At 65.2% G+C, this 24,006-nt stretch carries 28 protein-coding genes; 20 read left to right on the top strand and 8 right to left on the bottom strand.

Annotated features, from left to right (window positions below; translation table 11 throughout):
* From LB572_RS02650 to LB572_RS02625, 6 genes are read left to right on the top strand one after another with little or no spacing between them, the layout of a single operon-like run.
* Positions 1-720: an ABC transporter ATP-binding protein gene (locus tag LB572_RS02650; RefSeq protein WP_224666604.1), complete on the top strand. Its 720-nt coding sequence runs from the start codon at positions 1-3 to the stop codon at positions 718-720.
* Positions 717-1,481: an ABC transporter ATP-binding protein gene (locus LB572_RS02645; RefSeq protein WP_224666603.1), complete on the top strand. Its 765-nt coding sequence runs from the start codon at positions 717-719 to the stop codon at positions 1,479-1,481. Before LB572_RS02650 ends, LB572_RS02645 begins: the two co-directional genes overlap by 4 nt.
* Complete coding sequence (locus tag LB572_RS02640) at positions 1,478-2,365, top strand: branched-chain amino acid ABC transporter permease (RefSeq protein WP_224666602.1); 888 nt, start codon at positions 1,478-1,480, stop codon at positions 2,363-2,365. Before LB572_RS02645 ends, LB572_RS02640 begins: the two co-directional genes overlap by 4 nt.
* Positions 2,365-3,438, top strand: coding sequence for a branched-chain amino acid ABC transporter permease (locus LB572_RS02635; protein ID WP_224666601.1), 1,074 nt, complete (start codon positions 2,365-2,367; stop codon positions 3,436-3,438). Before LB572_RS02640 ends, LB572_RS02635 begins: the two co-directional genes overlap by 1 nt.
* Complete coding sequence (locus tag LB572_RS02630) at positions 3,435-4,325, top strand: MBL fold metallo-hydrolase (RefSeq protein WP_224666600.1); 891 nt, start codon at positions 3,435-3,437, stop codon at positions 4,323-4,325. The genes LB572_RS02635 and LB572_RS02630 overlap by 4 nt, the downstream gene beginning before the upstream one ends.
* Positions 4,326-4,356: 31 nt before the next feature.
* Entirely contained in the window at positions 4,357-4,929 is a 573-nt protein-coding gene (locus tag LB572_RS02625; protein WP_140801693.1) for a cysteine hydrolase family protein, read from the top strand.
* A 13-nt stretch (positions 4,930-4,942) separates the two neighbouring features.
* Here the strand turns inward: LB572_RS02625 and LB572_RS02620 are convergent, their stop codons facing one another.
* Both LB572_RS02620 and LB572_RS02615 read right to left on the bottom strand, forming a co-directional pair.
* Positions 4,943-5,548 (bottom strand): TetR/AcrR family transcriptional regulator, encoded by a 606-nt coding sequence (locus LB572_RS02620; protein ID WP_140801692.1) that lies wholly within the window; start codon positions 5,546-5,548, stop codon positions 4,943-4,945.
* 137 nt (positions 5,549-5,685) lie between these two features.
* Positions 5,686-6,861 carry an aromatic ring-hydroxylating oxygenase subunit alpha gene (locus tag LB572_RS02615; RefSeq protein ID WP_224666599.1) on the bottom strand — a complete coding sequence of 392 codons (1,176 nt, stop codon included), beginning with the start codon at positions 6,859-6,861 and terminating at the stop codon, positions 5,686-5,688.
* 103 nt (positions 6,862-6,964) lie between these two features.
* On the opposite strand from LB572_RS02615, the gene LB572_RS02610 reads away from it, so the two are divergent.
* The 3 genes from LB572_RS02610 to cobO all read left to right on the top strand — a co-directional run bounded on the left by LB572_RS02610 (position 6,965) and on the right by cobO (position 8,931).
* Positions 6,965-7,651, top strand: coding sequence for a gamma-glutamylcyclotransferase (locus LB572_RS02610; protein ID WP_140801690.1), 687 nt, complete (start codon positions 6,965-6,967; stop codon positions 7,649-7,651).
* Positions 7,652-7,775: 124 nt separating this feature from the next.
* Positions 7,776-8,315 (top strand): bifunctional adenosylcobinamide kinase/adenosylcobinamide-phosphate guanylyltransferase, encoded by a 540-nt coding sequence (cobU, locus tag LB572_RS02605; RefSeq protein ID WP_224666598.1) that lies wholly within the window; start codon positions 7,776-7,778, stop codon positions 8,313-8,315.
* Between the two features lies 1 nt (position 8,316).
* A complete protein-coding gene (gene cobO, locus LB572_RS02600) occupies positions 8,317-8,931 on the top strand; it encodes a cob(I)yrinic acid a,c-diamide adenosyltransferase (protein WP_140801688.1) in 615 nt (204 codons plus the stop codon).
* On the opposite strand, the gene cbiB is transcribed toward cobO, so the two are convergent.
* Positions 8,928-9,935: an adenosylcobinamide-phosphate synthase CbiB gene (gene cbiB / locus LB572_RS02595; RefSeq protein ID WP_224666597.1), complete on the bottom strand. Its 1,008-nt coding sequence runs from the start codon at positions 9,933-9,935 to the stop codon at positions 8,928-8,930. The genes cobO and cbiB overlap by 4 nt on opposite strands.
* Here cbiB and cobD point away from each other — a divergent pair.
* Together cobD and LB572_RS02585 are read left to right on the top strand one after the other, a co-directional pair.
* Positions 9,934-10,989 (top strand): threonine-phosphate decarboxylase CobD, encoded by a 1,056-nt coding sequence (gene cobD, locus LB572_RS02590; RefSeq protein WP_224666596.1) that lies wholly within the window; start codon positions 9,934-9,936, stop codon positions 10,987-10,989. The genes cbiB and cobD overlap by 2 nt on opposite strands.
* Positions 10,986-11,495, top strand: a complete 510-nt coding sequence (locus LB572_RS02585; protein WP_140801685.1) for a tyrosine phosphatase family protein — start codon at positions 10,986-10,988, stop codon at positions 11,493-11,495. The genes cobD and LB572_RS02585 overlap by 4 nt, the downstream gene beginning before the upstream one ends.
* Before the next feature lie 9 nt (positions 11,496-11,504).
* On the opposite strand, the gene LB572_RS02580 is transcribed toward LB572_RS02585, so the two are convergent.
* Positions 11,505-12,302 carry a creatininase family protein gene (locus tag LB572_RS02580; protein WP_140801684.1) on the bottom strand — a complete coding sequence of 266 codons (798 nt, stop codon included), beginning with the start codon at positions 12,300-12,302 and terminating at the stop codon, positions 11,505-11,507.
* 67 nt (positions 12,303-12,369) lie between these two features.
* The gene (locus tag LB572_RS02575; RefSeq protein ID WP_140801683.1) at positions 12,370-12,753 is read right to left on the bottom strand and encodes a RidA family protein; all 384 of its coding nucleotides are present in this window, start codon (positions 12,751-12,753) and stop codon (positions 12,370-12,372) included.
* Between the two features lie 251 nt (positions 12,754-13,004).
* On the opposite strand from LB572_RS02575, the gene LB572_RS02570 reads away from it, so the two are divergent.
* The 9 genes from LB572_RS02570 to LB572_RS02530 all read left to right on the top strand — a co-directional run bounded on the left by LB572_RS02570 (position 13,005) and on the right by LB572_RS02530 (position 20,093).
* Positions 13,005-14,009 carry an ABC transporter substrate-binding protein gene (locus tag LB572_RS02570; RefSeq protein WP_224666852.1) on the top strand — a complete coding sequence of 335 codons (1,005 nt, stop codon included), beginning with the start codon at positions 13,005-13,007 and terminating at the stop codon, positions 14,007-14,009.
* 15 nt (positions 14,010-14,024) lie between these two features.
* Positions 14,025-14,846, top strand: coding sequence for an ABC transporter ATP-binding protein (locus LB572_RS02565; protein ID WP_224666595.1), 822 nt, complete (start codon positions 14,025-14,027; stop codon positions 14,844-14,846).
* Entirely contained in the window at positions 14,833-15,684 is an 852-nt protein-coding gene (locus LB572_RS02560) for an ABC transporter permease (protein ID WP_140801681.1), read from the top strand. Before LB572_RS02565 ends, LB572_RS02560 begins: the two co-directional genes overlap by 14 nt.
* Positions 15,685-15,717: 33 nt before the next feature.
* Positions 15,718-17,019, top strand: a complete 1,302-nt coding sequence (locus LB572_RS02555; protein WP_224666594.1) for a cytosine deaminase — start codon at positions 15,718-15,720, stop codon at positions 17,017-17,019.
* The gene (locus LB572_RS02550) at positions 17,019-18,422 is read left to right on the top strand and encodes an FAD-binding oxidoreductase (RefSeq protein WP_224666851.1); all 1,404 of its coding nucleotides are present in this window, start codon (positions 17,019-17,021) and stop codon (positions 18,420-18,422) included. Before LB572_RS02555 ends, LB572_RS02550 begins: the two co-directional genes overlap by 1 nt.
* Positions 18,422-19,003, top strand: coding sequence for an NAD(P)H-dependent oxidoreductase (locus tag LB572_RS02545; RefSeq protein WP_224666593.1), 582 nt, complete (start codon positions 18,422-18,424; stop codon positions 19,001-19,003). Before LB572_RS02550 ends, LB572_RS02545 begins: the two co-directional genes overlap by 1 nt.
* Positions 19,003-19,590, top strand: coding sequence for an NAD(P)H-dependent oxidoreductase (locus LB572_RS02540; protein WP_224666592.1), 588 nt, complete (start codon positions 19,003-19,005; stop codon positions 19,588-19,590). Before LB572_RS02545 ends, LB572_RS02540 begins: the two co-directional genes overlap by 1 nt.
* A gap of 77 nt (positions 19,591-19,667) precedes the next feature.
* Positions 19,668-19,847, top strand: coding sequence for a hypothetical protein (locus tag LB572_RS02535; protein WP_318013975.1), 180 nt, complete (start codon positions 19,668-19,670; stop codon positions 19,845-19,847).
* Between the two features lie 48 nt (positions 19,848-19,895).
* Positions 19,896-20,093, top strand: coding sequence for a type II toxin-antitoxin system RelE/ParE family toxin (locus LB572_RS02530; RefSeq protein ID WP_224666591.1), 198 nt, complete (start codon positions 19,896-19,898; stop codon positions 20,091-20,093).
* 142 nt (positions 20,094-20,235) lie between these two features.
* Here the strand turns inward: LB572_RS02530 and LB572_RS02525 are convergent, their stop codons facing one another.
* The 3 genes from LB572_RS02525 to LB572_RS02515 form a co-directional block, all read right to left on the bottom strand.
* Positions 20,236-22,683 (bottom strand): GcvT family protein, encoded by a 2,448-nt coding sequence (locus LB572_RS02525; protein WP_224666590.1) that lies wholly within the window; start codon positions 22,681-22,683, stop codon positions 20,236-20,238.
* Positions 22,680-23,861 carry a pyridoxal phosphate-dependent aminotransferase gene (locus tag LB572_RS02520; RefSeq protein ID WP_140801675.1) on the bottom strand — a complete coding sequence of 394 codons (1,182 nt, stop codon included), beginning with the start codon at positions 23,859-23,861 and terminating at the stop codon, positions 22,680-22,682. Before LB572_RS02520 ends, LB572_RS02525 begins: the two co-directional genes overlap by 4 nt.
* Positions 23,861-24,006: homocysteine S-methyltransferase family protein (locus tag LB572_RS02515; RefSeq protein ID WP_224666850.1), on the bottom strand; the 146-nt coding region annotated here is incomplete at its 5' end. The genes LB572_RS02520 and LB572_RS02515, both read right to left, overlap by 1 nt.

The following is a 24,006-nucleotide window of genomic DNA, read 5'->3' as shown; positions in this document are numbered from 1 at the left end:
TTGAAACTCGCGGCCGAACGCGTGTCTGTCCGCTTTGGCGGGCTGGTGGCGAATGACGATGTGTCGCTCGCCATCGCGCCCGGCGAGGTGCTTGGCCTGATAGGGCCGAACGGCGCGGGCAAGACCACGCTGGTCAATATGCTGTCGGGCTTCCAGCGGCCGCACTCGGGCGCGATCACGCTGGCCGGCAGCGACATGACGGGGCACAGCCCGCGGGCTTTCGCCCGTGCCGGCATCGTGCGCAGCTTCCAGGCGGTGCGGCTCTTCCGAGGGCTGACTGTCTCCGAGAATGTCGAGGTCGGGCTTGTCGCATGCGGCCTCGGCCGCGCGGCGGCGAGACGGCGGGTGCGCGCGCTGCTCGCCGATTTCGACCTCCTCCATCGCGCGGCACAGCCGGCAAGCTCGCTCAGCTACGGCGAGGAGCGCCGCGCCGGCCTGGCGCGCGCACTGGCGCTCGAGCCGCGCTTCCTTTTGCTCGATGAACCCGCGGCCGGACTGGCGGCGGCGGAAGCCGAAGACCTCAAGCGCGCGATCCTTTCGATCCGCGACCGCTATGGCTGCGGCATCCTTGTCATCGAGCACAACATGGCGCTGGTCATGAGCCTCTGCGACCGCATTCACGTGCTCGGCGGCGGCAAGACGATCGCGTCCGGACGGCCCGACGAGATCATGGCCGATCCGGCCGTACGCACCGCTTATCTGGGCCGTGCGGCGGCATGACGGTCAATCGCGATCTCACCTCGCCGGGCGGACGCCTGGTCGAACTCGGCGGGCTGGTCATCCGGTATGGCGCCATCGCCGCAGTGCAAGGCGTCGACCTGGCCATCGATGCGGGTGAAGCCGTCGCCATCGTCGGACCGAACGGCGCCGGCAAAACCTCGCTCCTGTCGGCAATCGCCGGCATCGTCCGTCCCTCTGCCGGCTCGATCCGCATCGCCGGCAAGCCGCTCGCCGGCATCGCGCTTTCCGATGTCGTGCGCGAGGGCGTCGCGCTGGTTCCCGAGGGACGCAACATCTTCGGCAGCCTGACCGTGATGGAAAATCTCCGGCTCGGCGCAACGCCAAGGCGCGATGCCTCGGTGTCCGCCGACATCGACCGTGTGTTCGCCGACTTCCCGATCCTCGGCGAACGCCGCGATCAGCCGGCGGGCCAGCTTTCCGGCGGCGAGCAGCAGATGCTGGCCATAGCCCGCGCGATGCTTTCCAGGCCGCGCCTCCTGATGCTCGACGAACCTTCGCTCGGGCTTGCGCCCAACATCGTCGACAAGGTCTACGACATCTTGCGTCAGATACGCAGCCAGGGGGTGTCGCTGCTTCTGGTGGAGCAGAACGCGGCGCGAGCCTTTGCGCTCGCCGACCGCGCCTGCGTCATGAGCCGCGGCGTCTTCACCCTTGCCGGCACGCCGGCGGAGATCGAGCGCCACGACGCCTTCGATGCGGCCTATTTCGGCGTCGCCATGGCGAAAGCGGGAGCGGCATGATCGGGCAGGCAGTCCAGGTTCTTGTCGACGCGGTCAGTGTCGGCGGGCTCTACGCACTCACCGCGCTCGGCATCGGCCTCATCTTCGGAGTGATGCGGCTGATCAACTTCGCGCACGCGCAGCTCATCATGATCGCGGGCTACGCCGTGCTGCTCTTCTTCGCGCAATCGGCGGTGCTTGCCATGCTCGGCGCCGTCGCCGGCGCGGTGCTCCTCGCCCTTATCGTCGAGCGCATGGCCTTCCGCTCCCTGCGCGGCGCCGACCCGGCGACACTGCTGATTGCCTCCTTTGCGATCAACTTCCTTATCGAGAAGGTGATGATCATGCTGGTCGGGTCCCGGCCGAAGGGCGTGGACTTCCTGCCGATGCTTGCGGGCCAGATCGAGATCGCGGGCGTCAGGCTGCAGCTTCTCCAACTCGTCACGATCCTCGTCAGCGTCGTGCTCCTGGTGGCGACGACCTGGTTCCTGAAATCGACCCGGCTCGGCCTCGAAATGCGCGCGGCCGCCGAGAACTTCCGCATGGCTGAGGTGCTCGGCATCCGGGCCAATCGCGTCATCGCCTCCGCTTTCGCCATCAGCGGCCTGCTCGCCGCGGCGGTCGCCTGCCTGTTCGTGGCCCAGACCGGGCTGGTGCAGCCGCGCATGGGGCTCCAACTGGTCATCATCGCCTTCGTCGGCACCGTCATTGGCGGGCTGGGCAGCCTGCCGGGCGCGGCCTTCGGCGGCTTTCTCGTCGGCGTCGCCACGATCCTGCTGGAGGCGCTGCTGCCACCCGAGCTTCGCGTCTTCCGCGAAGCCTTCCTGTTCGTTGGCGTCGCCGTCGTGCTGATCTTCCGGCCGCAAGGCCTCATCCCGGCGCGCGGCCTCGCGGGGCGCATCTGATGGCCACGCTTCCCGCTGTTTCCACAAACGAGGGCGCCGGCCGCCGCTGGCTTCCGCTCGTCGCCCTGATCATCGTGGTGCTTGCGCTTGCCGGCGCGGCCGAGTTCGCGCCGATCGTCATGCAGCGGCGCATCACCCAGGGGCTCATCAACCTCGTCGCGGTGGTCGGGCTCTATGTCTTCGTCGGCAATTCCGGCGTGCTCTCCTTCGGCAATGTCGCGTTCATGGCGATCGGCGCCTATGTCTCAGCCCTGCTGACCATGCCGGCCGCCGCGAAAGGCGTCTTCCTGCCGGATCTGCCTGCCTTCCTTGCCGCCGCCGAATGGCCCGTGCTGGGCGGCGCGCTGGCGGGCGGCGCATCCGCCGCGCTGGTCGCGCTGGTGGCCGGCTTTCCGCTGATGCGCCTTTCCGGCATTTCCGCCAGCATCGCCACTTTCGCCATCCTGGTAGTCACCTATGTCGTGCTCGGCAACTGGACCTCCGTAACCGGCGGCCAGAACTCGCTGATGGGATTGCCGATCTATGTCGGCCTGTGGACCTCCGCCGGCTGGGCGGTCGCCGCGATCGTCATCGCTTTCCTGCACCAGGAGTCGCGCTCGGGCCTGCTGCTGAGGGCCTCGCGCGAGGACGAGGTCGCCGCGGTAGCCTCCGGCGTCCACATGGTTTTGCACCGGCTCATGGCCTTCGTCGTCAGCGCTTTCCTCTCCGGCATCTCCGGCGTGCTGCTCGCTCATTTCCTCGGCACGGTCAGGGTCGAGACCTTCTATCTCGACCTCACCTTCCTCATCATGGCCATGCTGGTGATCGGCGGCATGCGCAGCCTGACCGGCGCGGTTGCCGGCGCGATCGTCATCACCGCGCTCACCGAGCTGATGCGCCAGGCCGAGGTCGGCGTCACGATCGGGACGACGACCCTGGCCGCGCCAGGCGGGCTCGGCGACGTGCTGCTGGCGCTGCTGATGCTCCTCATCATTCTCTTCCGCCCGGACGGCATAGCCGGCGGCCGGGAGATTTCGTGGCCGTTCCGGTCATCTGTCGCCGCTCCGGAAATCCAGTCGAGGAAACCGCAATGACCGATAATCTGCCCCCGCCGCCCGCGGTCGATCCCAACGAGGCGACAGAGGTCGCGCCAGGCGTTTACGTCATCGGCGACCGTCGCGTGCCGCTGGTGCCCAACATCGGCATCGTGCTCGGCAGGGACGCCGCGCTCGTCGTCGACACCGGCATGGGACCGGAGAATGGCCGCAAGGTCCTGGATGTCGCGAGGCGCCTTGCGGGCGGCCGAAAGCTCATTCTGACGCTCACGCATTTCCATCCCGAGCATGGTTTCGGCGCCCAGGCCTTCAAAGGCGCCGCGACCATCCTGTACAACAGCGCCCAGCGCGACGAGCTGGCTGCGAAGGGGGCTGCCTATCTCGGCATGTTCCGCGGCTTCGGCCCCGGCGTCGCAGCCGCGCTCGAAGGCACCGAGCTCGTCATGCCGGACGAGATCTATGAGGGGCCATCAAGGACGATCGATCTTGGCGGCCGGGTGGTGGACCTCACCACCTACGGCCTCGCGCATACCAGGGGCGACCAGGTCGTCAGCGTTGCCGACGCGGGCGTCGTCTTCGTCGGGGATCTCGCCGAGGAGCGCATTTTCCCGATCTTCCCGTGGTTTCCCCCCGACGATGCGGACATCGACGCCGACAACTGGGCGTCCGTGCTTGCAGCGATCGAGGCGAGGGGGCCAAAAATCGTCGTTCCAGGTCATGGCTCGGTCGGCGGGGTGGAGATCCTGTCGGCCGTGCGGGGCTATATGCTCGACCTCGGATCGCGCGTGGCGGCCGAGCTGAAGGCCGGCAAGGGCGCCGACGAGATCGTCGCCACCCTCGGCCCTCGGGTGCGCGCCGAGCATCCCACCTGGGAGGCGCCCGAATGGATCGATTTCGCCATACGCTATTTCGCCGCGAAGGCTTGAGGCGGGCTTCGCCGACGAAGAGGATGGGATTATGAAGGCGCTGATCGCCTTGCACTTCCAGAACGACATCTGTCACCCGGAAGGGTTGATTCCCTTCGCCGTCGATCGCTCGGGACCGGCCCCCGATCTGTTCCTCGACAGGTCACGGGCGCTTGTCTCCCGCGCCCGCGAGGCGGGTTGGCTGGTGGCCCATGTGCACATCGCCTTCCAGCCGGACTATTCGGATCTGTTGCGGAACGCCCCGCTGTTCAGGGCGGCGGGCGAGTTCGGTGCGCTGAAGCGCGGCACGTGGGGCGCAGCGCCCATGCAGGGCTTCGAGCCGGCGTCGGGCGACGTGACGCTGATCCATAGCTGCAACAATGCTTTCCAGGGCACCGGCCTCGAGGATATCCTGCGTGAGCGCGCCGTCACCCACGTCGCCGTCGCAGGCCTGGCCACGCAATATTCGGTCGAGCACACCGTCAGGCATGCCGCCGATCTTGGTTATACCGTCACCATGGTGCGCGACTGCTGCGGCTCGGCCAATAACGCGGCCGCGCAGGCTTCGTTCGCGGCGATGGCAATGCTCGCTCAGGTCGTCACGCTCGACGAGATGGAATTCTGACGCCTGGCCGCGATCAACCCTTGATCGGCTTCAGGTCGGGTGCCGACGCACCGACGATCAGGTCCGTCATCGCCTCGATGGCCGGCACGGTCTTCTCGCCGCGCACCCCGAGATAGGCGCCAACGACAAAGCCGTTGAACGACATGAAGAGCACATGCGCCAGGCTGGAGTAGTGCGCCAGGCCATGCAGCGGCTTTGGTTCGGCCGCCTTCAGCATCCGCGCCACATGTTGCTCGCACCATTCGAGCAGATTGCCGCTGTAGTGATCGGCGGGGATGGCCGTCGACACGGCCTGCATCAGATTGTTGGCAAAGAAGTTCTGTTCATTCGGGATCTCGCGCCAAATCGTCGCGACGATGTGCTGCACCTTTGTCCTGTGGCCGTCGATCGATTTCAGCTCCCGTTCAAGCTGGTCAAGCCTGGCCTTCAGCCAGGGACTGTAGACCTGAAAAAAGAGATCAAGCTTCGAATCGAAATATCTGTAGATGGCCGAGGGCGCGACGCCCGCGCGCTGGCCGATCTCGCTCGCCGAGGTGCCGGCGTAGCCGTTTTCGAAGAAGAGCTGCGTCGCGGCTTCGAGGATCGCCCCGCGCACCTCCGCCTTCTTTACCTGCACCATCTAGCACCTCAGACATTCGACATTCTGCCCTAGCTGCTTGCCAAATCCTGATCAAGCTGCAGCCTTGTTCGTCAAAACCGCCTCGCCATAGCGACGCCCGCTTCTGCGGTTCTTTCATTTGGCGCTCAATGCCGAAGTCATTTTGATTGCTGGAACGCCGTGTGGCAGCCGCGTACCCAGTCGTGGAAACGGTGCAGGTCGTATTCCTCGGGCATCAGCACGCCGGCCTCGTGGCGCATCGAGCAGAGCCCCTTCTGGTTGATCTCGCAGATCGCGGCGTCTTCTTCGAGCACCTGGGTGCCGAAGGCGACGATGTTGTCGATATCGGTCTTCTCCAGTGCATCCGGCGCGAACAGCCATTCGGCGGTGAGTTCGGTCTGCTCGGGACCGAGCGGGGCGAGCCGTACGGTGCGCATGTAGTCGACGTGGCCGACGATGAACATCGAGGGCAGCGAGGTGGCGTAGGTCTGGCCGGCGGCGCGTTCGGCGGGGGTCAGGGCGGAAAAGACCGGACCGTGGACATGGCCGTCCCGCGACCAGGTTTCGGCGCCGGCCCGCAGTCGGCCTGAGAATTCCGGATCGTCATTGTCGGCGTGGCGCGACCATTCGGGATCGTCATGCCTCGCCATCAGGCCGCGGCCATAGATCGGCACCAGCCGCGACAGATCCTTGTGCACGCCCGGGCAGTGCAGGCATTCGTTGAAATTCTCCCAGAAGATCTTCCAGTTGCAGTTCATCACCTTGGTGAGCCGATGGCCGGTGACGAGCGTCTCCAGCGGCCAGTTGGAAAGATCGCCGGAGGCGGGATCGAAAGAGGTTTGCGCCGAGCCCACCGGATCCTCGGCGAGGTTGATGAAGACGAAGCCGCGCCAGACCGAAAGCGCCACGCGGTAGAGCGGGTAACCGGCCTTGTCGAAGCCCTCGGGCAGCGATTTCGACGGCACGCGCACGAGATCGCCGCGCAGCGAATAGGACCATGCATGGTAGGGACAGGTCAGCAGCCTGGCCTTCAGCCGCCCGGCGCTTTCCTGGCAAAGCTGCGAGCCGCGATGCCGGCAGGTGTTATGGAAGGCCCGCAGCGCGCCGGTTTCGTCGCGCAGCACGACGATCTCCTGCGAGCCGATGCGGAATGTCCGGAAGGCGAGGGGTTCCGCGAGGTCGGCCTCGCGGCAGACCATCAGCCAGCTTCGGTACCAGATGGCATCCAGGTCGCGCCGATAGACGTCGACGTCCCAATAGGCGACCGACGGCAAGGTCGGCTGGAGGCTGGTCAGGCCGTTGTAAGGATCGCGTTCGCTCGGATTGGGCTGCATCGGCTTCTCCCTGGCTGGCAACAGCCGACACCCGGGCAAAGCTGTTGTCAATTGCCGGCTCCGCGCATTGTGGCGGCCGCGCGAGGACCTTAAGGTCGAACGCATGCTGCCAAGAACCATGTCGCTTACCGAGGAACTGGTCGCCCGCTGTTTTCGCGCGGTCGATGATGCGGGACCCGATCCTGACGCCGCGCATCTGGATGACGCCGACTATGACGCAATGACGCGCAAGCTGGAGGCTCAGCTTCCCGCCAACGAACCGCTCTGGCTGTTTGGCTATGGCTCGCTGATCTGGAAGCCAGAGATCGAGCATGTCGAGGAGCGGGTGGCGCTGCTGCGCGGCTGGCACAGATCCTTCTGCATGAAGATGACGCGCTGGCGCGGCACCAAGGAAAGTCCGGGCCTGATGATGGCGCTGGATCGCGGCGGGCAGTGCAAGGGCGTCGCCTTTCGGCTCGGCGATGGCGACCGGCGCGAGCAACTCGACAAGCTCCTGCGGCGCGAGGTCACGCTCAAGCCGACCAGCTACCATCCGCGCCTGCTCAACATGACGAGCGATGGCGGTCCGCTGCGGGCGCTGGCCTTCGTCATCAACCGCCAAGGGACCACCTATGCCGGTCCGTTAAGCGAGGAAGCGGTTGTCGAAAGGCTGGCGACCTCCTGCGGCCATTGGGGCTCGGGTGCCGACTATCTCTATAACACGGTGAAGAATCTCGAGCAGCGGGGCATCCACGACGCGCATCTGTGGCGGTTGCAGCAGCTCGTCGCGGCGCGGATCGCCGCTTCGTAGCGCCTGTGCCGCAATCACGCCGGGCGGTGGCGGAATTTGGTTTGCCGGCCGGAGGGCTTCTGCCTAAAGTCGCGCCGTCGGCCTGATGGCCACGACAACATTCATCCAAAGGTGAAGGCAGGAAATGACCGGCGCGACAGCCGCGAACGCAGCTTCCAATCGGAAACTGACTTTCGTCCTCGGCGGCGCGCGCTCGGGGAAGAGCTCGCATGCCGAAAACCTGACGACAGCCCATCTGTCGCCCTGGGCCTACATCGCCACGGCGCAGGCCTATGACGACGAGATGCGCGAGCGCATCGCGCTGCATCGGTCGCGGCGCGGTGAGGGCTGGGTCACCGTCGACGCGCCGCTCGACCTGGTTGGCGCCATCGAGGCCTTGCCGGATCACCAGCCGGTGTTGATCGATTGCCTGACATTGTGGCTCACCAACCACATGCTGGCCGAACATGATGTCGAGGCCGAATGCCGGCGGCTGGCGGATGTGCTGTCGCGGCCGCGCGGGCCATGGTTCGTGGTCTCGAACGAAGTCGGGCTCGGCATCGTGCCCGACAACGCGCTGGCGCGCCGGTTCCGCGACGCCGCCGGCCGGCTCAACCAGCAGGTCGCGGCGATAGCCGACAATGTGCTGATGATGGTGGCGGGGCTGCCGCTCAAGGTGAAATGACATGACCGAAATCGAAGATAAGGATGCCGAGCGCCATCGCGCCAAGATGGCCAAGCGCAAGGCGGTGCAGGATGCCGAGGTCGCCGGCAAGACGATCGAGAAAGGACTGCTGATCGTCAACACCGGGCCGGGCAAGGGCAAGACCACCGCCGCCTTCGGCCTGGCGCTGAGGATGCTGGGTTACGGCAAGCGCGTCGGCGTCGTCCAGTTCATCAAGGGGAAATGGCATACCGGCGAGAAGGACGCCTTCGCTGCTTTCGGCGATCGCGTCGTCTGGCACGCGATGGGCGAGGGCTTCACCTGGGAGACGCAGGACCTGAAGCGCGACATCGCCGCCGCCGAGGCCGCCTGGGCCAAGGCGCTTGAGCTGATGGCCGATCCGTCGATCAGCCTCGTGGTGCTCGACGAGCTCAACATCGCCCTGCGCTACGACTATCTCGACCTGGAAAAAGTGGTCGCGGCGCTGAAGGCGCGCCGGGGCGATCTGCACGTGATCGTCACCGGCCGCAACGCCAAGCCTCTGCTCGTCGAGGCGGCCGACCTAGTCACCGAAATGGGGCTGACCAAGCACCATTTCTCGGCCGGCGTGAAAGCCCAGCAGGGCATCGAGTTCTAAAGCGCGTTGGCGCCTTGACCGCTGATCTGGATGGTCAGGTAGATCACGATCGCCGACAGGATCGCGAACAGGCCGAGCAGCAGCCAGTCCGCCATGCGGTAGAGCTTCAGCGCCTGGCGGATGTCGGTGCTTTCGGCCTCACGGCGGCCGCCTTCGCCCATGAAGGCGTCCTCGACGACCTCGCCGCCATAGCTGCGCGGTCCGGCAAGCGACAGCCCGAGCGCGCCGGCCATCGCGGCCTCCGGCCAGCCGGCATTGGGCGAGCGGTGTTTCCTGGCGTCGCGCCGCATGACCTGCCAGGCGGCGCGCGGATCGGCGCCCGGGACCAGAAAGGCCGCCAGCACGATGAGCAGGCCGGTCAGCCGCGACGCGGGCAGGTTGACCAGGTCGTCGAAGCGGGCGGCGGCCCGGCCGAAGGCCTCGTATTGCGGCGTCTTGTGGCCGATCATCGAATCGGCGGTGTTGGCGGCCTTGTAGGCAGCACCGCCGCCCAGGCCGCAGATGCCGGTCCAGAAGGCGGGCGCGACGATGCCGTCGGAGAAATTCTCGGCCAGGCTTTCGATCGCGGCGCGCGCGACCCCGGCCTTGTCGAGCTTTTCGGGATCGCGGCCGACAATGCGCGAGACGGCGATGCGGCCGAGCGTCAGGCCGCCGGTCTCCAGCGCGTCGGCGACCTCCTCGACATGCTCGGCGAGGCTCTTCTGCGACAGCAGCGTGGAACCGAGGATGGCGGCGATGACGAGACCCGTTGGGAACATCGTCCACAGCAGGACATGCAGCGCCAGGCCGATGAGCCCGGGCACCAGCAGAATGACGAGCAAGGCCTGGACGCCGCGTCGGCGACGCAATTCGTCGGAATCGGTCGCGTGGTTGAGCCTGCGATCGAGAAAGGATATCAGCCTGCCGATCCAGGTTACCGGATGGCCGATGGCGTTGAACAGCCAGTCCGGATAACCGAGGGCGCGTTCGACGGCCAGTGACAGGAAAGCGATCAGGACAGACATGAAGCTTCTAAGCGGAGCAATTGCGGCGGTTGATCATGGCGGCAGCCTTGGCCGCGCAAGCGCGCTTTTTCCTCATGCGCCAAAACCTTTCGTGGACCTCTCGACGGGTATCAATCCGCACTCCTATCCGCTTTTCGACCTGCCCGCCACCGCCCTGTCCCGATTGCCGGAGGCAGGACAACTGCTTGAATTGGCCGAAATTGCGGCCTTGGCCTATGGCGCGCCGTCGGCGGCGCATGTGGCGGCGGCACCCGGCACGCAGATTCTCCTGCCGCGCGTCGCCGCGCTGGTGCGGCCCGGTAAGGCGCTGGTCCTCGGCCCGACCTATGCCGAACACGCCCGGGCCGCCGCCATCGCGGGCCATGCGGTTGCGGAAGTCGGTGATTTCGAGGCGCTGGCCGAGGCGGACCTTGCGGTGCTGGTCAACCCCAACAATCCGGACGGGCGGGTGATCGAAAAGGCCCATCTGCTCGACCTTGCCGCGCGGCTTCGCGCCAAAGGCGGGCTGCTGGTCGTCGACGAAGCCTTCATGGATGTCGGCCCGGTCGAGCATAGCCTTGCCGGCGATGTCGGGGCGGGCGGCGTTGTCGTGCTGCGCTCGTTCGGCAAGTTCTTCGGTCTTGCCGGTGTAAGGCTCGGCTTTGCGCTCGCCGATCGCTTGACGGCCGAGCGGCTGGATGCGCAACTGGGGCCCTGGGCGGTGGCCGGCCCTGCGCTGGAGTATGGCATCCGCGCCTTGTCGGACACGGCGTGGCAGGCCGATATGCGGCAACGCCTGGTACAGGATGCCCTGCGGCTCGACGCGCTGCTCGGCCGATACGATGTTCCGGTCGCCGGCGGCACCAGCCTGTTCCGCTATTTGTCGTTTGCCGAGGCCTCAATCCTGTTTTCGGCGCTCGGCGAGAGCGGCGTGCTGGTCCGCCATTTTGGCGACAGGCCGCAGGTCTTGCGTATCGGTTTGCCGGGCAGCGAGGCGGAATGGCAGCGCCTTGAAGGCGCTCTTGCCGGCTGGGTTGCGCGGCGCGAGGATGCGCCGAAGGAGATCGGGCAATGATCCATGTCTGTTCGCTGTCGAAAGTCGACGAGACCGTAACAAGGACCGGTGCGCAGCGCTTGCTGTCGCTGCTTGCGGCCGGCACCGAAGTGGTCCGCCCGGCTTCGATCCCGGCGGAAAACCATCTGCATCTGGTCATGCACGACATCGCCGTCGCGCAGGAAGGCATGACCATGCCGGGCGAGGAGCATGTCCGCGCCTTGCTCGATTTCGCCTATCGCTGGGACCGGGCAAAGCCGCTGGTGGTGCATTGCTATGCCGGCGTCAGCCGCTCGACCGCGTCGGCCTACATCATCGCCGCGGCGCTGGCGCCGCAGCGTGACGAAATGGAACTCGCCAAAACGCTGCGTTTTCTCTCGCCGACGGCGACGCCCAATCCACGGCTGATCGCCGTCGCCGATATGCTGCTTCAGCGCGATGGCCGCATGATTACGGCGATCGAGGCGATCGGACGCGGCGCCGACGCCTTCGAAGGCGTTCCCTTCGAGCTCGATATCAGAGCGTAGTCCATCGGCCTAAAGCAGCCACTCCGCAAGCTTCGCCTTGCGCACGTCCCTGACCAGATTGATAAAGCCTTCGGCCTGCATTTCCGCCGTCAGGCGGCCCTTCTCGGCTGTGGCGATCGAGGCATCGCCGACCACGCCGTTTGGATTGAGGTCGCTGGCGATCCAGGCGAAGGCGTGCGTGCCGGTGTGACGCAGCAGGGCGAACTCCTTTTCGGCGCGACCGACATTGGAGACGAAATTGTCGGCCTTGCTCATGTCGACGAGGTCGGGCCGGAAGTGCAGCATCAGCGAGGTCTCGACATCGCCGCCATGGATGCCGTGACGATCCTCCAGCTCGGTGTACATGCCGGCCGGGCGGCCGAAGCGCTGCCAGCTCGTCTTCACCGACAGCATCTTGGCGCGCACGCGCAATTCGCGCGAGATGATGCCCATGATCTCTTCATTGCCGCCATGCGAATTGACGACGATCAGTTTCCTGACCCCGGCGCGCGCGACCGACAGGCCGAGCTCGGTCCAGGCATCGACCAAGGTGGTGGCCGGCAAGGTGAGCGTTCCCGGCGCGTGCAAATGCTCGTTCGACTTGCCGACAGCCTGCACCGGCAGGATGCGGATATCGAGATCGTCGGGCAGGCGCGCGATCACCGTCTCCAGCATACCCACCATGATCGAGGTGTCGGTCGAGACCGGCAGATGCGGGCCGTGCTGCTCGATCGCCGCCACCGGCAGCACGGCGATGGTCGCTTCGGCGTCGATCGAGGCGTATTCGGTCGTCCGGTAGTCGCCCCACCATACACGTCTTGTCGTCACTTCACTCTCCCTATGGTCTGCTGCGCCGCGAGGGCGGTCTAGTGCGCTTGGCGGCTGCGGGCAACCGTCAGCCCGCCGCCAGCACCTCGACCTCGACCTTGAACTCGGGACGGGCGAAGCCAGAAACGATCATCAGTGTCGAGGCTGGCGCGGGATCGGAAAAGAGCCGGTTGCGGACGTCCATATAGGCCTGCAGGTGTTCGCGGCCGGTGACGAAGGCGTTGATGCGCACGGTATCGTTCAAGGTCAGCCCGGCTTCACTGAGAATCGCGGCGATGTTCTTGAAGCAAAGCTCCGTCTGCGCGCCGGCATCTTCCGGCACGGCATCGTCGGGGCCAATGCCCAACTGGCCCGAGCACAGCACCAGGCGCTTTCCGGCAGGTATTTCGACACCGTGGCTGTAGCGGGCGAAAGGCGGCTTGATCGTCTTGGGCGCGAGGTATTTCAACATGGCATTCTCCTGTCCGTCGACAGCCTAGTGGCGGATTCATGAATCATTCAAGATGCGGTGCATGCCGCCGGGGCGATTATGGACAGGCGTCCAAAAAATAGGCACGATGCCTCGCGTATGGCATGACCCGTCCGGTCTCGGCAACGACTGCCGCACAAGCAGGCGGCCCAGGCGGTGGCATGTGTCTTGCTTCTTGATTCCATGGTGTCGAGTCCGGCGCGTTGCGCCCGGGCCAAGAGAGGGTGATGTTTATGGTCGGACAAGGAAAGATGCTGGCGGGCGCCGTCGTCCTGCTGGCGGCGGGCACGTTCGCTGCCGCGGCAAACGAGAAGGTGACATTCGGCACCAACTGGCTGGCCGAACCGGAACATGGCGGCTACTACCAGGCCGTTGCCGACGGCACCTATGCCGCCTGCGGCCTCGACGTCACCATCATGCAGGGCGGCCCGCAGGTCAGCGGCCGGCCGATGCTTCTGGCCGGCAAGATCGATTTCTACATGGGCGGCAATCTGCTTTCAGCTTTCGACGCCGTGCAGCAGGGCATTCCGATGCGTGTCGTGGCGTCCGACTTCCAGAAGGATCCGCAGATCATCATGTCCCACCCGGGAGAGGGGCTGGACAAGTGGGAAGACCTGAAGAACGCCGACCAGTACATCATGGGTGACGAAGGCGCGCAGACCTTCTTCCAATGGATGGTCACCGATCTCGGCTTCGACGCCGCCAAGCGCGTGCCCTACACGTTCAACCCGGCGCCCTTCATCGCCAACAAGAAGTCGATCCAGCAGGGTTATGTGACGTCCGAGCCGTTCGCGGTGCAGAAGCAGGGCGGCTTCACGCCGAACCAGTTCCTGCTCGCCGACTATGGCTGGGATACCTATTCGACCACCGTCGAGGTGATGCAGGACACGATCGACAAGCGGCCGGAGGTCGTCCAGTGCTTCGTCGATGGCTCGGCCAAGGGCTGGTACAAATATCTCTACGGCGACAACAAGGCCGCCAACGACATGATCAAGAAGGACAATCCGGACATGACGGATGAACAGATCGCCTTCTCGATCGAGCAGATGAAGAAGTTCGGCGTGGTCGATTCGGGCGACTCGGAAAAGCTCGGCATCGGCACCATGAACGATGCCCGCATCCAGAGCTTCTACGACAAGATGGTCAAGGCCAAGGTCGCGCAGCCGGGCATCGACATCAAGAAGGCCTATACGCTGGCCTTCATCAACAAGGGTGTCGGGCTGGAGCTGAAGAAGTAAGGCGGCCTGCCTGAGATGATCCAGGACAAAGTGGCTGAAACGCCGGCGGCATCGGGAGAGGCCCCGATGCTGCTTGCGTTGCGCAATGTCGGCAAGGTCTTTTCCAACGGCGTGACGGCGCTGAGCAAGGTGGATCTCGCGATCCGGGAAGGCGACTTCCTGAGCCTGCTCGGCCCCTCCGGCTGCGGCAAGTCGACGGCGCTCAGGCTGATCGCCGGCCTGTCGACGCCGACCTCCGGCCAGCTCGACTGGCGCGGCTCGATCGACCGCTCGAACACCGGCTTCGTGTTCCAGGAGCCGACGCTGCTGCCCTGGGCCAGCGTCTTCGACAATGTCTGGCTGCCGCTCAGGCTGAAGGGCGTGTCGCGCGCCAAGGCGGAGCCGGCCGTGACGGAGATGCTGGCGCGCGTCCATCTCACCGGCTTCGAGAACGCCGTGCCGCGCGAGTTGTCCGGCGGCATGAAGATGCGCGTCTCGATCGCGCGGGCCATGGTGACCAAGCCGCGCATCCTTCTGATGGACGAGCCCTTCGCCGCGCTGGACGAGATCACCCGCTTCAAGCTCAACAACGATCTTCTGGAGCTGTGGCAGGACCAACGCTTCACTGTCGTCTTCGTCACCCACAGCGTCTTCGAAAGCGTGTTCCTGTCCAGCCGTGTCGTCGTCATGGCAGCGCGGCCGGGTCGCGTGCATGGCGAACTCCCCATCAGCGCGCCGTACCCTCGTGACGAGGCGTTCCGCACCTCGCCCGACTATGCCGCGCTTTGCCGGCAGGCCTCGGACGTGCTGGTCGACGCCATCAACTCAACCGCCGGATCCCGCCATGACGGTCATTGACAACACCACGCTGAAGCTCGATCCGGAGGAGGCGCGCCGCGCCCGCCAGGAGCGTCTGGAGCGCATCGGCAAATGGGTGCTGCCGCTGGCGATCATGGTGCTGGCGATCGTGCTGTGGGACCGCATCTGCGTCTGGAACGAGATTCCGCAATATATCCTGCCGCGCCCGGGCGTGGTGCTGCAGACGCTGCACAACGACGCGGGCCTGCTGTTCTCCTCGCTGTTGGTGACGCTCAGGATCACCTTTCTCAGCCTGTTGCTCGCCGTCATCGGCGGCGTCGGGCTGTCGGTTCTGTTCGCGCAGTCGAAATGGGTGGAGATGTCGTTCTTCCCCTTTGCCATCGTGCTGCAGGTGACGCCGATCGTCGCCATCTTCCCGCTGATCAACATCTATGTGAACAACCAGACCGTCAAACTGCTGCTCTGCGCCTGGATCGTCGCCTTCTTCCCGATCCTGTCCAACACCACGCTCGGGCTGAACTCGGTCGACCGAAACCTGCGCGATCTGTTCAAGCTCAACGGGGCGACGCGCTGGCAGCAATTGCGCTATCTGCGCCTGCCGGCCGCGATGCCGTATTTCCTCGGCGGGCTGAAGATCGCCGGCGGCCTGTCGCTGATCGGCGCGGTGGTGGCGGAATTCGTCGCCGGCGCGCAGGGGCAATCGTCGGGGCTTGCCTCGCGCATCATCGAGGCCGGCTACCGGCTCAACGCGCCGCGCCTGTTCGCGGCGCTGATCCTGATCTCGCTCACCGGTATACTGATCTTCCTGGTACTGTCGCTGGTGTCGCATCTCATCCTGCGCCGCTGGCACGAGAGCGCGCTGAAGCAGGAGCGGTAGGGTGGTAGGGAAAATCGCGAAGAGGACCAGATATTGATACCTGCCTCTGGTTCCTACCGGCTTGCCAATGCCCGTGTTCATCGGTCGCTGACGCCCGGCCTTGCGGCATCCTTCGACGCGGACGGTTTCGCGCTGGCTGAATTGGCCGTGGCCGACGGCAAGATCGCGAGCATTGTCGCCCATGCCAACTCGAAGGCGCGGGCCGATGCGATCGACCTTGTCGGCCGGATCGTGCTGCCCTGCTTCGTCGACTGCCACACCCATATCGACAAGGGCCATATCTGGCCGCGAAAGCCCAATCCGGATGGCACCTTCATGGGCGCGCTCAACGCCACCGGCGCCGACCGCGCCGCGCGCTGGAGCGCCGAGGATGTCGCGCGGCGCATGGATTTCTCGCTTCGCTCAGCCTATGCGCATGGCACCAAGGCCGTGCGCACGCATCTCGACAGCGTGCCGCCGCAGGAGGAAATCTCCTGGCCGGTGTTCGAGGCGATGCGGGAGAGATGGCGCGGCAGGATCGATCTGCAGGCGGCCTGCCTGCTCGGCATCGAAGGCGTGCGCGACAAAGCCTGGTTCGAGCGGCTGGCGAAACGCGTCGCGGCGGCCAAGGGCGTGCTCGGCGTCGTCACCTATATGGTGCCCGACCTCGAGGAACTGCTCGACAAGGTGTTCGCGCAGGCGATCAAACATGGGCTCGACCTCGATTTCCATGCCGACGAGACCGACGACGTCGCAGCCATCTCGCTGAAGAAGATCGCCGAGGCTTCGCTGTGGAACGGTTTCGAGGGCAACATCCTGGTCGGCCATTGCTGCTCGCTGGCGCGCCAGCCCGACCTCGAGGTTCTCGACACGTTGGACAAGGTGGCGAAGGCGCGTCTCGCCGTGGTGTCGCTGCCGATGTGCAATCTCTATCTGCAGGACCGGCGCGGCGACAACACCACGCCGCGCTGGCGCGGCGTGACGCTGCTGCATGAGATGAAGGCGCGCGGCATCAAGGTGGCGGTCGCCTCCGACAACACGCGCGATCCGTTCTACGCTTATGGCGATCTCGACATGCTGGAGGTCTATCGCATGGCGACGCGCATCCTGCATTTCGACCACCCGGTCGGCGACTGGCCGAAGGCAGTTGCGGCGACACCGGCCGAGGTGATGCGGCTCGACGGCGCCGGCACGCTGGCCGCGGGCGGCCGCGCCGACTTCATCGTCTTCAAGGGCCGCAGTTGGACGGAATTGCTGTCGCGGCCCGAATCGGATCGCATCGTGGTGCGCGAGGGCAGGGCGATCGAACGCCAGCTGCCCGATTATGCCGAACTCGACGAATTGATGGTGGAATGATGGATATCGCAGCGCTGAAGCGCGATCTCGACGGGATCAAGGTCGACGACCATCCGGCCATCGTCCAGCAGAAAAGCCGCGACTTCTACTGGTACAGCCCGGTCCTGAAGGCGCAGCTCGACCACATCAAGGGTGACCTGATCGTCACGCCGAAGAACGAGGACGAGGTCACCCGCGTGCTTGCCGCATGCCATAAGCACGGTGTCCCGGTGACGCCGCGCGGCAGCGGCACCGGCAATTACGGGCAGGCGATGCCGCTGTCGGGCGGCGTGGTGCTGAACCTCGCCGAGATGAACGGGATCAAGACGATCGCACCGGGGCGCGTGGTGACCGGACCCGGCGCGGTGCTGGCCGAGATCGACAAGGCGACGCGGGCGCATTCCGGACAGGAGCTGAGGCTCTCGCCATCGACCTACAACACCGCCTCGATCGGCGGCTTCATCGCCGGCGGATCGGGCGGCGTCGGCTCGATCAATTTCGGCGGCCTGCGCGATTTCGGCAATGTGCTGCGGCTGCGCGTCGTGACCATGGAAGCCGAACCGAAGGCGCTCGAGCTCACCGGCGAGGACCTGCACAAGGTCACGCATGCCTATGGCACCAACGGCATCATCACCGAGGTCGAGATGCCGCTGACCGCCGCCTATGACTGGGTCGACGTCATCGTCGGCTTCGACAGTCTCATGGGGGCCGCCCGCTACGGCAATGCGCTGGCCTGCCAGGACGGCATCCTGACCAAGCTGATCACGCCGATCGCGGCACCCGTGCCGCAGCTCTATTTCAAGCGCCACCAGAAGTTCCTGCGCGAAGGGCAAAGCATCTGCGTCGTCATGGTCGCGCGGCACGGGCTCGACGCCTTCCTCGCCTTCACCCGGCGCGCCGGCGGCGAGGTCATCTTCAACGCGGCAACCGCGACGGACGAGGACAGGAAGGGCCTGCCGCCGGCTTATGAGCTTGCCTGGAACCACACGACGCTGAGGGCGCTGCGTGTCGATCCGTCGATCACCTACCTGCAGTCGCTTTATCCATTTCCCAACCAACTGGCGCTGGTCGAAAAGATGGATGCGATGTTCCCGGACGAGGTGTTCTCGCATCTGGAATTCGTGCGGCTGGACGGCAACATCACCTGCTTCGGCCTGCCGCTGGTCAAGTTCACCACCGAGGGGCGGCTCAACGAGATCATCCGGCTGCACGAGGAGAACGGCTGTCCGATCTTCAACCCGCATCGCTACACGCTGGAAGAGGGCGGCATGAAGCAGACCGACGAGATTCAGCTCGCCTTCAAACGCGAGACCGATCCGCAAGGGCTGCTCAATCCCGGCAAGATGATCGCCTGGGAAAATCCGGACTACGACTATCGCTCCGGCCGGACGTTCCTGTTCAAGGGCTTGCAAAAGGCGGGGTGATGAAAGTCCTCGTGCTCTTCGCGCATCCGGTGGAGACCAGCTTCAATGCCGGCCTGCACCGGACGATTGTGGAGCGGCTCGTGGCGGCAGGCCATTCAATTGACGATTGCGATCTCTATGCGGAAGATTTCGATCCGCGGCTGACGCGCGCCGAGCGGCTCGGCTACCACGATCAGCGCGGGCCGAACGACGCGGTCGCCGGCTACGTTGAAAGGCTGAAGAATGCCGACGCGTTGGTGCTGTCGTTTCCGGTCTGGAATTACGGCTATCCGGCAATCCTGAAAGGGTTTTTCGACCGCGTTTTCCTGCCCGGCGTGTCGTTCGAGCTGGTCGATGGCAAGGTGCAGCCGACGCTGCACAACATCCGCAAGATGGCAGCCGTCACCACCTATGGCGGCAGCCGCTTTCGCGCCATGCTGATGGGCGATCCGCCGCGCAAGATCGTGAAGCGCATGCTGCGGGCGACCATCAAGCCCGGCGCTCCCGTCTCCTATCTTGCGCACTACTCGATGAACCTTTCGACCGACGAGACGCGCAACGCCTTCATGACGAGGGTCGCGACGACGATGGACGCCTTCTGATGCGCGTGCTGGTGGTCTATTGCCATCCAGTGCCGGAGAGCTATTGCGCGGCGATCCGCGATGCCGCCGTCGAGGTGCTGAGGGGGCGAGGCTGGGACGTGCGGCTGCTCGACCTCTATGCCGAGAATTTCGACCCGGTGATGAGCCGCGAGGAGCGGCGCTTCTACAATGACCGGGCGCCGGACGATCCGGCGCTCAAGCCGCATTTCGAGCATTTGAAATGGGCGCAGGCGATCCTGTTCATCTATCCGACTTGGTGGTACGGCCTGCCGGCGATGCTGAAGGGCTGGTTCGACCGGGTGTGGGCCACCGATATCGCCTTCCAGTTGCCGGCCGGGAAGGGCCGCATCAAGTCGCTGATGACGCATGTCACCAAGGTCGGCGTCATCACCACCTGCGGCGCGCCGACCTGGTGGAGCGTGGTCGTCGGCCAACCGGGCCGCAAGACCATCCTGCGCGGCATGCGCGCGATCTGCGCCACGCGCTGCAAGACTTTCTTCCTGGCGCACTATCTGATGGATTCCTCGACACCGAAGAGCAGGGAGGTTTTTTTGGTCAAAGTTCGAAGGACGCTGGAGCGGTTTTAGGGGACTTCAGCTTCCCTGCGGGATCGCGCCGAACGGGTTTGCCTTTTTTATGCGGAAATGAAGTGCATATTAAAGACATGACCAAGCTCTTCGAACATGCTGTCCAACGTGTCCGCACCTTGCCTCCTGAATTGCAAGACGAGTATGCGCGCGTCCTCTTGCGCCTCGCGGGTGATGAAGGGGACGAACCTGTTCATCAACTGAGCCGAGAGGAAAAAGCCTCGCTCGCAATGTCCCGGGCGCAGGCTGCGTGGTGAATTTGCAACCGACGAGGCAGTCCGTGCTGTTTGGGCGAAGCACGGCCTGTGAAGCTTCGTTATACGCTGGCGGCGTTAGCCGAGTTGGATGAGGTTCTCGGCAATATCGCCTTGCAATCACCCAAGGGAGCGAAGCGGATCCAAGCCAGGCTCCATGCGGTCATCAATTTGTTGCTTGAACATCCCCTAAGCGGTGTCGCTACAGACGAAAGCCCGATGCGCCGGATCGTCGTGAGGCCTATCTGATCTACTACGAGCCTTCTGCCGACGAAATCGTGATCGTCGGTATTCGTCATGGTGCTCGCGATCCTTCAACATGCCGGACAAGTAAGAACGGTCCCCACGGTCACGCCTGCGGGCAATCCTGTCCGAAGCGGACAGAAGAAGGCTACATCCTTACCCGTTCCGCCTTCGGGTCATACATCGGCTTCAGCGACGCTTCGGCCGCGAAGCGCTCGCCGGCGATCTCGACCTCATAGGACGAACCCAGCACTTCCGCCTCGCTTTCGCCCTGGCAGGGCACATAGCCCAGGCCGATCGCGCCGCCGAGATGGTGGCCGTAATTGCCTGAGGTGATCGGGCCGACAATCCGGCCGTCGCGCAGGATCGCCTCGTTGTGGAAGAGCAGGGGCTGCGGGTCCTTCAGGCGGAACTGAACCAGCCGGCGTGACAGGCCGGCTTCCTTCTTCCTGAGCACAGCGTCGCGGCCGATGAAGCCGGCTTTGCTCGTCTTCACCGCGAAGCCGAGGCCAGCCTCCAGTACATTGTCCTCGTCGGTGATGTCGTGGCCGAAATGGCGAAAGGCCTTTTCGATGCGGCAGGAATCCAGCGTATGCAGGCCGCAAAGCTTCAGGCCAACACCGGCGCCGGCGTCTGCGATCGCCTCGAAGACATGGGCGGCCTGCTCGGTCGAGACATAGAGCTCCCAGCCAAGCTCGCCGACATAGGTGACGCGATGCGCCCGGGCGAGGCCCATGCCGATCTCGATCTCCTGGCAGGTGCCGAACGGATTGGCCTCGTTGGAGAAATCGTTCGGGCTGACCTTCTGGATCAGTTTTCGCGAGTCCGGCCCCATCAGGCAGATCACTGCCTCGGCGGCGGTGACATCGGTGATGACGACGAACTCGTCGGCGACATGCTTGCGCAGCCAGGCAAGGTCTCGCTGCAGCGTGGCGCCCGGCACGACCAGGAAATAGGCCGTTTCCGAAAGCCGGGTCACGGTGAGGTCGCTTTCGATGCCGCCCTTGGCGTTGAGCATCTGCGTGTAGACGATCTTGCCCGGCGCCACGTTCATGTCATTGGCGCAGAGCCGCTGCAGGAAGGCACATGCGTCGCGGCCTTCGACACGGATCTTGCCGAAGGAGGTCATGTCGAACAGGCCGACGCCGTTGCGCACGGCCAGATGCTCCTCGCGCTGGTTGTCGAACCAGTTCTGCCGCTTCCAGGAATAGCGGTATTCGCGCTCCTGGCCGTCACGGGCAAACCAGTTGGCGCGCTCCCAACCGGCGACTTCGCCGAAGACGGCGCCGCGCGCCTTGAGATGCTCGTGCAAGGGCGAGCGGCGCACGCCGCGCGAGGTCGCCATCTGGCGATAGGGGAAATGGTCGGCATAGAGCAGGCCGAGCGTTTCCGACACGCGCTCCTTGAGGTAGCGGCGGTTCTTCTGGAACGGCTGGGCGCGGCGGATGTCGACCTCCCAGAGGTCGAAAGGCGCCTCGCCATCATTGATCCACTGCGCCAGCGCCATGCCGGCGCCGCCGGAGGAAACGATGCCTATCGAATTGTAGCCGGTCGCCATCCAGTAGCCTGCAAGCTCCGGCGCTTCGCCGAGATAGTAGCGGTCGTCCGGCGTGAAACTCTCGGGGCCGTTGAAGAAGGTGTGGATGCCGGCGGTGCCCAGCATTGGCATGCGGTTGACGCCCATTTCCAGGATCGGCTCGAAATGATCCATGTCCTCGGGCAACTGGTCGAAGCAGAAATCCTCGCGGATGCCGTCCATGCCCCATGGTTTCGCCACCGGCTCGAAGGCGCCGAGCATCATCTTGCCGGCGTCTTCCTTGTAATAGGCACACTCGTCCGGCACGCGCAGCACCGGCAGGCGGGACAGGCGGGGGATCGGCTCGGTGACGAGATAGAAATGCTCGCAGGCATGCAGCGGGATGGTGACGCCGTTCTGCCGCCCAAGCTCGCGCGCCCACATGCCGGCGCAGTTGACGACGATGTCGGTCTCGATCGTGCCCTGTTCCTCGCCCTGCGCCCAGGAGACGCCGGAAACGCGGCCGTTCCTGGTGTGAACCTTGGTGACCTTGACGTTCTCGATGATTGTCGCGCCGCGCTGGCGAGCGCCCTTGGCCAGCGCCATGGCGATGTTGGCCGGGTCGCACTGGCCGTCGAGTGGCAGATGCACCGCGCCGACCACGTCGGAGACGTTGAGATGCGGATACATCTCCTTGACTTCGCTCGGCGAAATCTCGCGCACGTCGACATCGAAGGCGCGGGCCAGCGAGGCCTGCCGGTAGATCTCGTGCTTGCGCTCCTCGGTCAGCGCGACGGTGATCGAGCCGACCTGGCGCATGCCGGTGCCGACATCGGTCTCGGCTTCGAGCCTGACGTAGAGGTCGGCCGAATATTTCGCCAGCCGTGTCATGTTCTGCGAGGCGCGCAACTGGCCGATCAGGCCGGCCGCATGCCAGGTCGTGCCAGAGGTGAGCTGCTTGCGCTCGAGCAGCACGATGTCGGTCCAGCCGAGCTTGGCCAGGTGATAGGCGACCGAGCAGCCGGAGACGCCGCCGCCGATGATCACCGCGCGGGCTTTGATGGGTATCGTCTTGGTCATGCGGCCTCGCGGCGATAGTTGGAAGCGAAGCGGCGCACGCGAAGCGCTGCTTCCTTGAGGATGGGTTCGGGCTGGCAGAGGCTGATGCGGATGTGCCCGGCGGCAGCCTCGCCGAAGCTCGAGCCGGGCATGACGCCGACCTTTTCCTTGTCGAGCAGCGCCCAGGCGAATTTCTCGTCGTCGGGCTCGACGGCAGTGACATCGAGCATGATGTACATGCCGCCTTCGGAGCCGCGCACGGTGACTTCATTGGCGCCGCGCAGGGCGTCGAGGAAGACGGCGCGTCGCGCGGCATAGCGCTCGGCGATGTCCTTCACGCCATAATGGTTCTCCAGCGCCTCGGCGCAGGCGATCGAGATGAAGGCCGGCAGACCGTAGGTCGTGACCAGATTGAGATCGATCATCAGCGCGATCATCGCTTTCGGCCCGGTCAGCCAGCCCATGCGCCAACCGGTCATGCCGTGGCTTTTCGACATGGAGTTGATGACCAGCGTGCGCTCGGCCATGCCGGGTAGCGAACGCGGCGAGATGTGCTCGCCGCCGCCAAGCGTCCAGTAGACCTCGTCCGACAGCAGCCAGAGGTCGTGCTCGTTGCAGATTTCGGCCAATTGCTCGAGTCGTTCGCGCGAATAGACGGCACCCGTCGGGTTGTTCGGCGTGTTGATCAGGATGGCGCGGGTGTTGGGCCTGAGCGCGGCGCGGATCATGTCCGCGCGGGGCTGAAACCCATCCTCGGCGGGCGTCTCGACCACGGTGAAGCTGGCCCCGGCGGCGCTGAAGGTGTTGGGATAGGTGGCGTAATAGGGCGCGACGACGATGGCGTGGTCGCCCGGGTCGAGCACGCCCTGCACGGCGGCATAGAGCGCGCCCTGGCCACCGGCCGTGGCGATGACCTCGTCGGCTTCCGTCAGGATGCCGCTGCAAGCGGTCGAGGCCGCCGCCATCGCCTTGCGCAGGCGCGGCAGGCCGGGAAGCGGCGTGTAGTGATGGTTGCTGCCGCGCACGGCGGTCACGCAGGCCTCGATGGTCTCCGACGGCGTGTCGAAGTCGTGGTCGCCGACCGACAGCACGATGATGTCTTCGCCGGCCTGCTTGCGGGTCCAGGCGGCGAAGTGGACTTCCCAGCCATCCTTGCCCGAAGGCACGATGCCGGTAATGCGCTTTGACGGCTTTGGCATCATGAGACTCCCGAAATCTGGTGGCCGGCCCGCGTGAGCTTGTCGCGCAGGGCGGCGATATGGGCGGGGCCGACCTCGCAGCAGCCGCCGACGAGGCGCGGGCTGCGGTCACCGCGGCCTCTGAAAGCGGCAAGCCGGTGTGGGT

It is taken from the genome of Mesorhizobium sp. BH1-1-5, assembly GCF_020165615.1.
Lineage (GTDB): Bacteria > Pseudomonadota > Alphaproteobacteria > Rhizobiales > Rhizobiaceae > Mesorhizobium.
The sequence above is the reverse complement of the archived record's forward strand: the minus strand, read 5'-3'. Positions and strand labels throughout refer to the sequence as shown.

What these genes read in the sequence shown, in the direction of transcription:
- LB572_RS02645 (WP_224666603.1), top strand. Translation starts at nt 717, where the DNA reads ATGACGGTCAATCGCGATCTCACCTCGCCGGGCGGACGCCTGGTCGAA.
- LB572_RS02640 (WP_224666602.1), top strand. Translation starts at nt 1,478, where the DNA reads ATGATCGGGCAGGCAGTCCAGGTTCTTGTCGACGCGGTCAGTGTCGGC.
- LB572_RS02635 (WP_224666601.1), top strand. Translation starts at nt 2,365, where the DNA reads ATGGCCACGCTTCCCGCTGTTTCCACAAACGAGGGCGCCGGCCGCCGC.
- LB572_RS02630 (WP_224666600.1), top strand. Translation starts at nt 3,435, where the DNA reads ATGACCGATAATCTGCCCCCGCCGCCCGCGGTCGATCCCAACGAGGCG.
- LB572_RS02625 (WP_140801693.1), top strand. Translation starts at nt 4,357, where the DNA reads ATGAAGGCGCTGATCGCCTTGCACTTCCAGAACGACATCTGTCACCCG.
- LB572_RS02620 (WP_140801692.1), bottom strand. Translation starts at nt 5,548, where the DNA reads ATGGTGCAGGTAAAGAAGGCGGAGGTGCGCGGGGCGATCCTCGAAGCC.
- LB572_RS02615 (WP_224666599.1), bottom strand. Translation starts at nt 6,861, where the DNA reads ATGCAGCCCAATCCGAGCGAACGCGATCCTTACAACGGCCTGACCAGC.
- LB572_RS02610 (WP_140801690.1), top strand. Translation starts at nt 6,965, where the DNA reads ATGCTGCCAAGAACCATGTCGCTTACCGAGGAACTGGTCGCCCGCTGT.
- cobU (WP_224666598.1), top strand. Translation starts at nt 7,776, where the DNA reads ATGACCGGCGCGACAGCCGCGAACGCAGCTTCCAATCGGAAACTGACT.
- cobO (WP_140801688.1), top strand. Translation starts at nt 8,317, where the DNA reads ATGACCGAAATCGAAGATAAGGATGCCGAGCGCCATCGCGCCAAGATG.
- cobD (WP_224666596.1), top strand. Translation starts at nt 9,934, where the DNA reads ATGAAGCTTCTAAGCGGAGCAATTGCGGCGGTTGATCATGGCGGCAGC.
- cbiB (WP_224666597.1), bottom strand. Translation starts at nt 9,935, where the DNA reads ATGTCTGTCCTGATCGCTTTCCTGTCACTGGCCGTCGAACGCGCCCTC.
- LB572_RS02585 (WP_140801685.1), top strand. Translation starts at nt 10,986, where the DNA reads ATGATCCATGTCTGTTCGCTGTCGAAAGTCGACGAGACCGTAACAAGG.
- LB572_RS02575 (WP_140801683.1), bottom strand. Translation starts at nt 12,753, where the DNA reads ATGTTGAAATACCTCGCGCCCAAGACGATCAAGCCGCCTTTCGCCCGC.
- LB572_RS02570 (WP_224666852.1), top strand. Translation starts at nt 13,005, where the DNA reads ATGGTCGGACAAGGAAAGATGCTGGCGGGCGCCGTCGTCCTGCTGGCG.
- LB572_RS02565 (WP_224666595.1), top strand. Translation starts at nt 14,025, where the DNA reads ATGATCCAGGACAAAGTGGCTGAAACGCCGGCGGCATCGGGAGAGGCC.
- LB572_RS02560 (WP_140801681.1), top strand. Translation starts at nt 14,833, where the DNA reads ATGACGGTCATTGACAACACCACGCTGAAGCTCGATCCGGAGGAGGCG.
- LB572_RS02550 (WP_224666851.1), top strand. Translation starts at nt 17,019, where the DNA reads ATGGATATCGCAGCGCTGAAGCGCGATCTCGACGGGATCAAGGTCGAC.
- LB572_RS02545 (WP_224666593.1), top strand. Translation starts at nt 18,422, where the DNA reads ATGAAAGTCCTCGTGCTCTTCGCGCATCCGGTGGAGACCAGCTTCAAT.
- LB572_RS02540 (WP_224666592.1), top strand. Translation starts at nt 19,003, where the DNA reads ATGCGCGTGCTGGTGGTCTATTGCCATCCAGTGCCGGAGAGCTATTGC.
- LB572_RS02535 (WP_318013975.1), top strand. Translation starts at nt 19,668, where the DNA reads ATGACCAAGCTCTTCGAACATGCTGTCCAACGTGTCCGCACCTTGCCT.
- LB572_RS02525 (WP_224666590.1), bottom strand. Translation starts at nt 22,683, where the DNA reads ATGACCAAGACGATACCCATCAAAGCCCGCGCGGTGATCATCGGCGGC.
- LB572_RS02520 (WP_140801675.1), bottom strand. Translation starts at nt 23,861, where the DNA reads ATGCCAAAGCCGTCAAAGCGCATTACCGGCATCGTGCCTTCGGGCAAG.